This is a genomic window from Pantoea sp. B9002 (assembly GCF_013385945.1).
Taxonomy (GTDB): domain Bacteria; phylum Pseudomonadota; class Gammaproteobacteria; order Enterobacterales; family Enterobacteriaceae; genus Pantoea.
In genome coordinates, this window is the sequence record NZ_JACAPA010000043.1 from 18,335 (window position 1) to 29,988 (window position 11,654).

General features: G+C 57.0%; 10 protein-coding genes. 8 read left to right on the forward strand and 2 right to left on the reverse strand.

The genetic code is table 11. The annotated features are described in order from the left end of the window. The first annotated feature begins 200 nt into the window (after nucleotides 1-200). Nucleotides 201-1,559, forward strand: a complete 1,359-nt coding sequence (locus HX773_RS19845) for an APC family permease (RefSeq protein WP_176972957.1) — start codon at nucleotides 201-203, stop codon at nucleotides 1,557-1,559. Nucleotides 1,560-1,731: 172 nt separating this feature from the next. On the opposite strand, the gene ygbI is transcribed toward HX773_RS19845, so the two are convergent. Further along, nucleotides 1,732-2,493 carry a DNA-binding transcriptional repressor YgbI gene (gene ygbI, locus HX773_RS19850; RefSeq protein WP_176972958.1) on the reverse strand — a complete coding sequence of 254 codons (762 nt, stop codon included), beginning with the start codon at nucleotides 2,491-2,493 and terminating at the stop codon, nucleotides 1,732-1,734. A gap of 259 nt (nucleotides 2,494-2,752) precedes the next feature. Here ygbI and ltnD point away from each other — a divergent pair, with 259 nt between their 5' ends. From ltnD to HX773_RS19875, 5 genes are all read left to right on the forward strand, one after another. Then, complete coding sequence (gene ltnD, locus HX773_RS19855; protein ID WP_176972959.1) at nucleotides 2,753-3,661, forward strand: L-threonate dehydrogenase; 909 nt, start codon at nucleotides 2,753-2,755, stop codon at nucleotides 3,659-3,661. 2 nt (nucleotides 3,662-3,663) lie between these two features. Further along, nucleotides 3,664-4,923, forward strand: a complete 1,260-nt coding sequence (otnK, locus tag HX773_RS19860) for a 3-oxo-tetronate kinase (protein ID WP_218168308.1) — start codon at nucleotides 3,664-3,666, stop codon at nucleotides 4,921-4,923. Continuing rightward, complete coding sequence (locus HX773_RS19865; protein WP_176972960.1) at nucleotides 4,920-5,546, forward strand: aldolase; 627 nt, start codon at nucleotides 4,920-4,922, stop codon at nucleotides 5,544-5,546. Before otnK ends, HX773_RS19865 begins: the two co-directional genes overlap by 4 nt. Next, the gene (locus HX773_RS19870) at nucleotides 5,546-6,325 is read left to right on the forward strand and encodes an HPr family phosphocarrier protein (protein WP_176972961.1); all 780 of its coding nucleotides are present in this window, start codon (nucleotides 5,546-5,548) and stop codon (nucleotides 6,323-6,325) included. Before HX773_RS19865 ends, HX773_RS19870 begins: the two co-directional genes overlap by 1 nt. A gap of 117 nt (nucleotides 6,326-6,442) precedes the next feature. Beyond that, nucleotides 6,443-7,795 (forward strand): GntP family transporter, encoded by a 1,353-nt coding sequence (locus HX773_RS19875; protein ID WP_061717692.1) that lies wholly within the window; start codon nucleotides 6,443-6,445, stop codon nucleotides 7,793-7,795. A gap of 137 nt (nucleotides 7,796-7,932) precedes the next feature. Here HX773_RS19875 and sbcB read toward each other — a convergent pair whose 3' ends face one another. Next, entirely contained in the window at nucleotides 7,933-9,354 is a 1,422-nt protein-coding gene (gene sbcB / locus HX773_RS19880) for an exodeoxyribonuclease I (protein ID WP_176972962.1), read from the reverse strand. A gap of 201 nt (nucleotides 9,355-9,555) precedes the next feature. Here sbcB and dacD point away from each other — a divergent pair, with 201 nt between their 5' ends. Both dacD and HX773_RS19890 read left to right on the forward strand, forming a co-directional pair. Continuing rightward, the gene (gene dacD / locus HX773_RS19885) at nucleotides 9,556-10,722 is read left to right on the forward strand and encodes a serine-type D-Ala-D-Ala carboxypeptidase DacD (RefSeq protein WP_176972963.1); all 1,167 of its coding nucleotides are present in this window, start codon (nucleotides 9,556-9,558) and stop codon (nucleotides 10,720-10,722) included. 88 nt (nucleotides 10,723-10,810) lie between these two features. Next, entirely contained in the window at nucleotides 10,811-11,275 is a 465-nt protein-coding gene (locus HX773_RS19890) for a GyrI-like domain-containing protein (RefSeq protein WP_176972964.1), read from the forward strand. Nucleotides 11,276-11,654 lie beyond the last annotated feature (379 nt).

Below are 11,654 nucleotides of genomic sequence, written 5' to 3' on the forward strand. Positions count from 1 at the left end.
CAAACACGCTTGTGCGTGAGATTTGAGGAAAACAAAGATGGGAATGTTTAACATTGCACCAGCGCAGGCTGGTTCTCGCTTCCGTGATGACTACGGCGCCGCGACAATCGCAAACACTAATATCACTTCTCACTGCAGCAAATTGCGCAGTATCCCTGTAGCTCAGCCAATCGCGGTTGTCGCTTGCGGGGGCCTGAACAATGTCGCTTAACACCTCTGCCGCACCTCAGCGTGCACACCTGAAAAAATCCCTGACCCTGATCCCGGTTGTCATGATGGGCCTGGCGTATATGCAGCCAATGACCCTGTTTGATACCTTCGGAATCGTGTCTGGATTGACCGACGGCCACGTCGCCACCGCTTATGCTTTCGCCCTGATCGCGATTCTGTTTACTGCCGTGAGCTACGGCAAGCTGGTACGCCGCTTCCCATCTGCGGGCTCCGCTTACACCTATGCTCAGAAGGCAATCAGTCCGCACGTCGGCTTTATGGTTGGCTGGTCATCACTGCTGGACTACTTGTTCATGCCGATGATCAACATCCTGCTGGCGAAAAGCTACTTTGAGACGCTGGTGCCGGGCATTCCGTCATGGATTTTCGTGGTGCTGCTGGTGGCCTTTATGACCATCTCCAACCTGCGTGGAATCAAAACCGTTGCCAACTTCAACAGCGTGATCGTGGTGCTGCAGGTGGTGGTGATGGTAGTGATTACCGGTATGGTGGTTTACGGTGTGGCACACGGTGTTGGCGCAGGAACATTGACCAGCAGCAAACCGTTCTGGTCGGAGAATGCGCACGTAGTCCCGATGATTACCGGTGCGACTATTCTCTGCTTCTCGTTCCTCGGCTTCGACGGTATCAGTTCGCTGTCGGAAGAGACCAAAGATGCTGAACGCACTATCCCGCGCGCGATTTTCCTCACCGCGCTGATTGGTGGTGTGATCTTTATCGGTGTCTCTTACTTCCTGCAGCTGTACTTCCCGGACATCTCGCGTTTCCAGAATCCGGACTCTTCACAGCCAGAAATCATGCTGTTCGTAGCGGGTAAAGCGCTGCAGATTGGCATCCTGATCTTCTCGGTGGTGACGGTGCTGGCATCCGGTATGGCCGCGCACGCAGGCGTTTCGCGTCTGATGTACGTGATGGGCCGCGATGGCGTGTTCCCGCAGCGTTTCTTTGGCTTCGTGCACCCGAAATACCGCACGCCGTCCCTGAACGTGCTGCTGGTGGGCGCGGTAGCGCTGATGGCGATCAACTTCGACCTGGTAACCGCAACCGCGCTGATTAACTTCGGTGCGCTGGTGGCGTTCACCTTTGTGAACCTGTCGGTGATTGCGCAGTTCTGGATCCGTGAGAAGCGTAACAAGACGCTGAAAGATCACATCAACTATCTGGTGCTGCCGGTGATGGGCGCTCTGACAGTCGGTGCGTTGTGGATTAACCTGGAAGAGACCTCAATGGTGCTCGGCCTGGTGTGGGCAGCGATTGGTATTATTTACCTCGCATTTGTTACCCGCACCTTCCGCAACCCGGTTCCGCAGTTCAGCGAAGAAGTGTGATTTGATCGACATCGTTGTCCCCCTCCTCGGTCCTCCCCCATAAATGGGGGAGGAAGATGCTGCCATATGTTAGTTCTGAAGCTGCATGTGGCAGCGTCTCCTTCCCCCGCTTGCGGGGGAAGGCCGGGATGGGGGACAACGAGCACCGACCGAGGAGGGGGGACAGCGAGCACTATCCCGCCAACACCAACTCCCAACTCCCCGCACTCAACGCCTCGCGTCCCGCTTTACTCAGCTCCGCATCGGTAATCAACGTATCAAACCGCTCCAGCGGCAACGCCAGATGCGTTGCAATCTTGTTGTACTTGGAACTGTCGCTTAACAACACGCGCTTACTACTCACATCGCTCGCCGCCAGCTTCACCGGCACTTTATCTTCATCTGGCGTAAACAAGCCACGCGGCCCCCAGCAGGAAGCGGAGATAAACGCGATATCGATCGCCAGCTGGCGCAAACTTCTGGCTGCCGCTTCACCGACGCTGGAACGGTTCTCACGACACACCGTGCCGCCGGTGTGAATCAGCTTGCAGCCGCTGCTCTCCATCAGCAGGCGCGCAATCACGAAATCGTTGGTCACCACCAGCAAGTCATCACGCTCAACCAACTCGCGCGCCAGCGCCAGTGTGGTGGTGCCGGCATCGATATAGATGCAGCTGTTGCGCGGAATATGGCGCGCGGCATACTGCCCAATCGCCATCTTCTCGCCGCTGTACATATTGGTTTTCGCCAGATGCGACGGCTCCGCCGCCAGGCGATCCGCCGAGCGTACGCCGCCCGACACAGACAGCACCGCGCCTTGCTCTTCCAGCTTCTGCACGTCGCGACGAATCGTCATATGCGACACACCCAAGCGCTCAGTAAGCTCGGCAATACTGACGACGCCGCGTTCGCCAACCAGCGCTAAAATTTGTTGATGACGTTCAACCGGAATCACATTGCTCTCCCTGAATTATCATTTTTTCACATTGTAGATCATCGATTCACAGCTCGCAGCACAATTTATCTTGCCGGAATCTAGGCAGAAATCCCATCTGGACTGGCTGCGGCGCGCGAACCTCCGGCTGTGAATCCATGTTAACCATTGCGCAGTGAAGTTAATTTTTGTGATATCACGCACGTTTATTAGCCACTAACTGCGGCAGACTTAACACCAATGAACAAATTATCACTTAAATTAACAATGGAGGTTTGCTATGTCAGCAACCGTGAATAACATCGGCGTGATTGGTTTAGGTTCCATGGGCATGGGTGCAGCGCAGTCTTGCATCCGTGCAGGATTAAATACCTGGGGTGTTGATCTCAATCCGCAGGCGCTGGAAACCCTGCGTCAGGCCGGTGCGCGTGATGCGCAGACCTCCGCTGCCAGCTTTGCCGCCGAACTCGATGCGGTGCTGCTGCTGGTGGTTAACGCCGCGCAGGTTAAAGCGATTCTGTTCGGTGAAAACGGCGTAGCGGCGCAGCTCAAGCCCGGTACCGTGGTGATGGTCTCTTCTACCATCTCTTCACAGGACGCGCAGGGGATTGAACAACAGCTGGCTCAGCATCAGTTGCTGATGCTGGATGCACCGGTTTCCGGCGGCGCAGCTAAAGCCGCGGTCGGCGAGATGACGGTGATGGCGTCCGGCAGCGATGAAGCTTTTGCCCTGCTCAAGCCAGTGCTGGATGCGGTGGCGGCGAAAGTCTATCGCGTGGGCAGCGAAATCGGTCTCGGCTCCACCGTAAAAATCATTCACCAGCTGCTGGCGGGCGTGCACATTGCCGTCGGCGCTGAAGCGATGGCGCTGGCCGCCCGCGCCGGTATCCCGCTCGACACCATGTATGACGTGGTGACCAACGCCGCCGGTAACTCATGGATGTTCGAGAACCGCATGCGTCACGTGGTGGATGGTGATTACTCACCGAAATCAGCGGTCGATATCTTCGTTAAAGATCTCAATCTGGTGGCGGATACCGCCAAGTCGCTGCACTTCCCGCTGCCGCTGGCTTCTACCGCGCTCAACATGTTTACCGAAGCCAGCAACGCCGGCCACGGTCGTGAAGATGACAGCGCGGTGATCAAGATCTTCAGCGGCATCACGCTGCCGCAGGCGAAGGAGAAGTAATCATGCGTTTAGGCGTTATTGCAGACGATTTTACCGGCGCGACCGACATCGCCAGTTTCCTGGTGCAGAACGGTCTGCCGACCATCCAGTTCAACGGCGTGCCAGAAAGCCACGACGAGCTGAGCGCGCAGGCGATTGTTATCAGCCTGAAGTCACGCTCATGCCCGGCGCAGCAGGCGATCGATCAGTCGCTGGCCGCGCTGCAGTGGCTGCAAAAGCAGGGCTGCGATCGTTTTTACTTCAAATATTGTTCCACCTTCGATAGCACCGAGCAGGGCAATATCGGCCCGGTGACGGATGCGCTGCTGGCAGCGTTGGGCGAAACGCAAACGGTGATCTCGCCGTCGCTGCCGGTTAATGGTCGTACGGTGTATCAAGGCTATCTGTTTGTCGCCGATCAGCTGCTGTCGGAATCGGGCATGCGCCATCATCCGGTGACGCCAATGACCGACAGCAATCTGGTGCGTTTGATGACGCGTCAGGCCAAAGGCCAGACCGCGGTGATCAACGCCGCGCAGCTGGATCAAGGCGCCGATGCGGTGCGTGCGCAGCTGGATACCCTGAAAGCGCAGGGCATCAACTATGTGGTGCTGGATGCGCTGCACGAGCAGCATCTGCTGACGCAGGGCGAAGCGCTGAAAGAGACGCGCCTGGTGACCGGCGGTTCAGGCCTGGCGATCGGTATCGCCCGCGCCTGGGCGACGCAGCAGCAGAACAGCGATGCTGAACAAGCGGGACGTCCACAAGGCGATCGCGCGGTAGTGATCTCGGGATCCTGCTCGCAAATGACCAACCGTCAGGTGCAGGCGTATCGTCAGCAAGCGCCATCGCACGAAGTGTTGGTGGAGCGCTGCCTCGACAACGTCGAAAGCTATGCGCAGGAACTTTGTGATTGGGTGGAAGCGCATCATCAGCCCGATCTGGCGCCATTGCTGTTTGCTACCGCCGATGCGCAGCAGCTGCAGGCAATTCAGCAGCAATACGGCGCGGCACGCAGCAGTGAAGCGGTTGAGCAGCTATTTGCTGCGGTAACGCGTGAGCTGAAAAGCCGCGGCTGGCAGCGCTTTATCGTCGCCGGTGGTGAAACCTCGGGCGTGGTGGCACAAAGCCTTGGCGTCACCGCATTCCACATTGGCCCGATGATTTCGCCGGGCGTGCCGTGGGTACGCGATATCCATCAGCCGCTGTCGCTGGCGCTGAAATCAGGCAACTTTGGCGACGAACAGTTCTTTGCCCGCGCACAACAGGAGTTTTCAGCATGACGGAACAACAAGCACGCGAAGAAATGGTGCAGCTCGGCGCGTCCTTCTTTCAGCGCGGTTACGCCACCGGCTCAGCGGGCAATTTGTCGCTGATGCTGGAGGACGGCAACTTGCTGGCGACGCCAACCGGCTCCTGCCTTGGCGAACTGCAGGCCGATCGCCTGTCGAAAGTGACGATTCAGGGTGAATGGATCTCCGGCGACAAGCCCTCGAAAGAGGTGGCTTTTCACCGCGCGCTCTACCTGAACAATCCCGAGTGCAAAGCGGTGGTGCATCTGCACAGCCACTATTTGACGGCGCTCTCCTGCCTGAACGATCTCGACAGCGAAAACTGTATTCGTCCATTCACGCCGTACGTGGTGATGCGCGTCGGTGATGTGCCGGTGGTGCCGTATTACAAGCCAGGCGATCAGCGTCTGGCTGACGATCTGGCCAATCTGGCCTCGCGCTATAACGCCTTCCTGCTGGCCAATCACGGTCCGGTGGTGGTGGGCAAATCCCTGCGCGAAGCCGCCAATAACACCGAAGAACTGGAAGAGACCGCGCGCCTGATGTTTACGCTCGGCGACCGCTCGATTCGTTATCTGACCGATAGCGAAGTCGCGGAATTGAGGAATTTCTAATGCCTAAGTTTGCAGCCAATTTATCTACGCAGTTCGGTGAGCTGCCGTTTATCGAACGCTTTGCCGCCGCGGCTAACGCCGGTTTTCGCGCCGTCGAATTCCTGTTCCCGTATGATTTCCCGGCCGAGGTGATTAAAGCCGAGCTGGAAAAACATCAGCTGGAGCTGGTGCTGTTCAACACCGCCGCCGGCAATGTGCAGGCGGGCGAGTGGGGCGTTTCTGCCATTCCGGGCCGTGAACAGGAAGCGCGTGCCGATATCGATCGAGCACTCGAGTATGCGCTGGCGCTCAACTGCCCGCAGGTGCATGTGATGGCGGCAACGGTGCCAAACGGTGCCGATCGTGCAGCCTATGAAGAGACTTTCGTGCGTAACATGCACTATGCCGCCGAGCGTTTTGCGCCGCACGGCATTCGTCTGCTGCTGGAAGCGCTTAATCCGGTCACCAAGCCGAATTATCTCTACTCCAGCCAGTATCAGACGCTGGCGATGACGGCGCGTATCGATCGTCCCAACGTCTTTACTCAGCTCGACCTGTTCCATGCGCAGCTGGTGGACGGCAATCTGACGCATCTGATTCGTGAATACGCCGGTCGTTATCGCCATATCCAGATCGCCTCTGCGCCGCATCGTCACGAGCCGGATGAAGGCGAGATCAACTATTCCTATCTGTTCAACCTGCTGGATGAAGTGGGTTACGACGGTTGGGTGGGATGTGAATATATCCCACGCGGCCGCACTGAAGCGGGCCTCGGCTGGTTCGCGCCTTACGCTAAATAACCACTGTTGTACCGCCCAACGCAGCGTCTTTGCACGCTGTGTTGGGTAAGTCTTACCTCAATTCGTCAATGCCAGAAATAACCATACTAATAAATACATATAAATTAGAGGGATACCATGTCTACCGCATTGTTGTTAGCCATCGCTACCGCCAGCATTGTGATCTTGCTGCTGCTGGTGATTAAAACCAAAGTTCACCCCTTTGTGGCGCTGCTGATTGTCAGCTTGCTGGTGGCGATTGCTACCGGCATTCCAGCCGACAAAATCATGGAAACCATCTTTAGCGGGATGGGTAACTTGCTGGGGCATATCACCATTATCATCGTGCTGGGGGCGATGCTCGGCGCAGTGATTGAAGCTTCCGGCGGTGCGGAGTCGCTGGCGCAACGCTTCAGTAAATCGCTGGGTATCAAGCGTACCGTAGCGGCGCTGACCATGGCGGCGTTTATCCTCGGCATTCCGGTGTTCTTCGAAGTCGGCTTCATCATCGTGATTCCGCTGATTTATGGCTTCACCAAAGTGGCGCGCGTGTCACCGCTGAAGTTTGGCTTGCCGATGGCGGGCGTGATGCTGACGGTGCACGTGGCGCTGCCAACCCATCCCGGCGCGGCGGCGGCGGCAGGGATTCTGCATACCGATATGGGCTGGCTGATGATGCTCGGTATCCTGATCTCTATTCCGGTTGGTATCGTTGGTTACTACGTCGCGAAAGCAATGAACCTGCGTCAATATCACCTTTCCGTCGATGTATTAGAACAGCTGCAGCTAGCGAAGCCGGAAGGCAAGCCAAAGAACGACGCGCCACCGCCGGGTGCGCTGACTATTACCGGCCTGATTGTTGTGCCGATTCTGTTAATCGTGATGGGCACGGTGGCACACACCACGCTGGCAGAAGGCAGCACGCTGCGCTCGGTGATGACGGTGATCGGTACGCCAGCCATTGCGCTGCTGATTGCGCTGGGGCTGGCGGCGTGGCTGCTCGGCGTGCGTCGCGGCTGGAGCAAAGAGAAGCTGGAAGATCTCACCGGACGTGCGATTCCCAGCTCTGCCAGCGTGATTCTGGTAGCGGGCGCGGGCGGCGCGTTTGGTAAGGTGCTGGTGGAATCGGGCGTGGGCAAAGCGCTGGCGTTGACGCTGGAAACCTTGCATCTGCCTTTAGTTCCGGCGGCCTTTATTCTGTCGCTGGCGCTGCGTGCTTCGCAGGGATCGGCAACGGTGGCGATTCTGACCACCAGCGGCTTGCTGAGCCAGGCGGTGGGCGATGTAACAGATATGCAGCGCGTGCTGGTGACGCTGGCGGCCTGTTTCGGTGGGTTAGGTTTGTCGCACGTCAATGATGCGGGCTTCTGGGTGGTAACGCGCTATCTGGGCTTGTCAGTGGCCGATGGCCTGAAAACCTGGACGGTGTTGACTACGGTGATGGGGCTGAGCGGTTTTGCACTGACGTGGCTGGTGTGGGGGATGATTTAGGTTTCCAGGTCGCCATAAATGGCGACCCTACAACAGAAAGCTCATCAGGTCGCCATAAATGGCGACCCTACAAAAACCAACTCTCTCAATCCGTAGGGTCGCCATTCATGGCGACCTCAATCAACATCCGCAGAGGACTAAGACACCAACTCCTGCGCATACAAATACAGCGCCTTCAGCTGCGCCATCTTCTCCGTATTCCCCTCATGCAAACTCGCCAGCGACTCCAGCTCCAACAGGAACGCCTGCACCCGCTCGGCATTCAGCGCTTCGCGGCGATGCTGCAACCAGCGCTGCTGCTCGGCGTCATCCAGCGTGCCGGGGAAGTTGCGCGCACGATAGCGGAACAGCAGTTTAGCAATGCGCTTATCTTCGAAGGTCAAATCCAGCGCCGGTAAGTTCTGCGGCGGCGTCTGGCGGATAATGTTCATGCCAGCGCGATCGGCATCGCTGAAGAAACCGTCATACAACTGCGCATCAACATCATCCGAAGGGGTAAACGGCTCAGCGTCGGCAAACAGCGCCACCACTTTCTCACGTACTTCTGCGTGGTCACGCAGCAGCTTGAGGTTAGCGAGGCACTGCTGACGATCGATGTTCAGGCGCGCGGCATCTTCCGGACGCAGCGTGCTGGCGGGCGCCAGCACCGGACACTTATTGATGTGCACCAGCTTAATCGGTACCGCAGGCAGATCGCCTAAATCGCTGTGACGCGTATACAAACGCTCACGCAGTTCGTCAGATTCCAGCGTCAGCAGCGGCGACATGTCCCCGGCCAGATCGGCGACAATCAGCGCGTTACGGTTATCCGGATGCCACGCCAGCGGCACGATCCAGCTGGTGTTACCGCGCGCCGCACCGAACATGCCGGAGACGTGAACCAGCGGTTTCATCTGCGGGATATCAATCAGCGTCATCAGTTTCTGTTTGTTGCGATGGGTAAACAGAAACTCAAACAGCTTCGGCTGCTTCTCTTGCACCAGTTTTGCCATCGCCAGCGTGGCATACACGTCGGACATCGCATCGTGCGCCTGTTCGTGCGCCACGCCGTTGGCCTTGGTGAGGTGCTCCAGTTTAAAGCTTGGGAAGCCATCGTCATTCTCCGGCCACTCAATGCCTTCCGGGCGCAACGCGTAGCAGGCGCGCATCACATCGAGTAAATCCCAGCGCGAATTGCCGTTCTGCCAGCTCCAGCCATACGGATCGAAGAAGTTGCGATAGAAGATATTGCGCGTCACTTCATCATCAAAACGCACATTGTTGTAACCAATCACACAGGTTTGCGGCTCGCTAAACAGGCCGTGAATGCGTTCGGCAAACGCCGCTTCGGTCACGCCGCGCGCTTTGGCGGTTTGCGGCGTAATGCCGGTGATCATCACCGCTTCCGGCTGCGGCAGATAATCGTCGGCTGGCTGGCAATAAAACACCTGCGGTTCACCTACTGCATTGAATTCTTTATCGGTGCGCAGGCCCGCGAACTGCGCCGGACGGTCCAGCGACGGGCTTTTACCGAAGGTTTCATAATCGTGGAATAAGAAGGTGAACTCAGAGGCGGGCACGGCGTTATCCTGGCAATGGAGAATCAACGCACAGGATAGTCGTCCCTTGGTAGCAGTACAACCTCGATCATCCTCGCTGCGAGCGGGCGCGCAGCATTTATGCGCAGTTCATACTTTTTTTCAATTTATTCAGATCTGTAAGCGCTATTTGCCGTAAAACGTGCGGCGGTAAATTCATTTTTTGATCTTGAGGAAGAAGTGTTGAAAAGGCGTCTGCTGGTAACTGTATCTGGAATGATTGTTTGGGCATCGTTGGCGCAGGCCGACGACAGCATGCCGTTTCCCCTGACGCCCCCGCCGATTGATGCGGCTTCGTGGGTGTTGATGGACGCCACCACCGGACAAATTCTCACTGCCGGCAATCCGGATGAAGAGCGTAACCCGGCCAGCCTGACCAAACTGATGACCGGCTATGTTGTTGATCGCGCTATCGATCAGAATAAAATCAGCCGCGATGACAAAGTCACCATCGGCAAAGACGCGTGGGGCGCGGGGAATCCGGTGTTCAAAGGCTCCTCGCTGATGTTCCTCAAGCCGGGCGATCAGGTTACGGTGCGCGACCTGATGCGCGGCGTGATCATCGATTCCGGTAACGATGCCTGCGTGGCGCTGGCGGATCACGTGGCCGGCAGCGAAAGCAGCTTCGTCACCATGATGAACAGCTACGTACAGAAACTCGGCCTGTCGCACACCCATTTCGAAACCGTGCACGGCCTCGACGCGCCGGGCCAGCACACTACCGCACGCGATCTGGCGGTGCTGTCGCGCGCCATTATCAGCGGCGAGCCCGATTTCTACGCCATGTACGGTGAGAAAACTCTGACGTGGAATGGCATCACCCAGAACAACCGCAACGGCTTGCTGTGGGATCAAAATCTGCACGTCGATGGTCTGAAAACCGGCCACACTGAAAGCGCCGGTTTTAACATCATCGCCTCTAACGTCGTTGGACGTCATCGCCTGATCGCGGTGATCATGGGCGGCAAGAGCCCGAAAGGCCGCGAAGATCAGGCGCGTAAGCTGCTGGTGTGGGGCCAGAACACCTTTGATACCGTGCAGTTGTTCCACGCAGGCAAAAAAATCGGTAGCGAAAACGTCTGGTACGGCAATCCGCATAAAGTCGATGTCGGCACCACGCAGGATATCTACCTGTCGCTGCCGCGCACCGAAGTGGCCAACGTGATGGCGAAATACGTTATCGATCGCAAAGATCTGGAAGCGCCGCTGAAAGCGGGCGAGCAGATTGGTGAAATTCAGGTGATGGACAAAGATAAGCAGCTGGCCAGCTATCCGCTCTACGCGCTGCAAGCGGTTGAAGAGGCAGGCATCATTACGCGCATCAGCGATTACGTGAAACAGAAACTGTAATCCGCCGCGTATTTCAGCGTCATCATCGTCGTCGTTGTGCGGCGGTGATGGCACAATCGCTGTTTCTGCTGCTGACAAGAGGCAAGGTATGAAAGCATCGATTGTTGAACGTAATCCGCAAAGCTGGCTCGGTTACCATCTGCAAGGTCCGTGGCAGGAAACCGTGCCGCGCGGCTTTAACCAGCTGAAATGCTGGGTGAGCGAGCACAACGCCGAAGGCGAATGGCTGGCGATCTATTACGGCAATCCACAGGAACTGCCGCCTGAAGAGCTGCGCGTGGAAACGGTGATTACCGCGCCAGAGGATGTGATGCCGGCGGCGGGCGACGATATCGAAAAAGGGTTATTGCCGGGCGGCCGCTATTTTCATGCGCGTGTTGAAGTGCTCAACAACGATTTCTTCGGCGCGTGGCACAGTTTGTTTGATAGCTTAAATGCGCAGGGCGGCTGGCAAGTCGATAATCGTCCATGCTTTGAGCATTACCTTTCTGATGGATCTGAAAGCGGTAACTGGCTGGTGGATATGTATATCCCGGTACGTGCTGCGGAATAATTTATGCGGTCACTATAAATGGCGCCCCTACAAAACCGCACCCGTTCGGTCGCCATAAATGGCGACCCTACAAAATCGCACCCGTTCGGTCGCCATAAATGGCGAACATACAGAACCGCACCCGTTCGGTCACCATAAATGGCGACCCTACAAAATCGCACCCTTCGATTCACCATGAATGGCGAACATACAGAACCGCACCCGTTCGGTCGCCATAAATGGCGACCCTACAAAATCGCACCCTTCGATTCACCATGAATGGCGAACATACAGCTCCGCACCCGTTCGGTCGCCATAAATGGCGACCCTACAAAATCGCACCCGTCGATTCACCATGAATGGCGAACATACAGCTCCGCATCCGTAGGGCTGATGAATC

What these genes read in the sequence shown, in the direction of transcription:
- HX773_RS19845 (WP_176972957.1), top strand. Translation starts at nt 201, where the DNA reads ATGTCGCTTAACACCTCTGCCGCACCTCAGCGTGCACACCTGAAAAAA.
- ltnD (WP_176972959.1), top strand. Translation starts at nt 2,753, where the DNA reads ATGTCAGCAACCGTGAATAACATCGGCGTGATTGGTTTAGGTTCCATG.
- otnK (WP_218168308.1), top strand. Translation starts at nt 3,664, where the DNA reads ATGCGTTTAGGCGTTATTGCAGACGATTTTACCGGCGCGACCGACATC.
- HX773_RS19865 (WP_176972960.1), top strand. Translation starts at nt 4,920, where the DNA reads ATGACGGAACAACAAGCACGCGAAGAAATGGTGCAGCTCGGCGCGTCC.
- HX773_RS19870 (WP_176972961.1), top strand. Translation starts at nt 5,546, where the DNA reads ATGCCTAAGTTTGCAGCCAATTTATCTACGCAGTTCGGTGAGCTGCCG.
- HX773_RS19875 (WP_061717692.1), top strand. Translation starts at nt 6,443, where the DNA reads ATGTCTACCGCATTGTTGTTAGCCATCGCTACCGCCAGCATTGTGATC.
- HX773_RS19890 (WP_176972964.1), top strand. Translation starts at nt 10,811, where the DNA reads ATGAAAGCATCGATTGTTGAACGTAATCCGCAAAGCTGGCTCGGTTAC.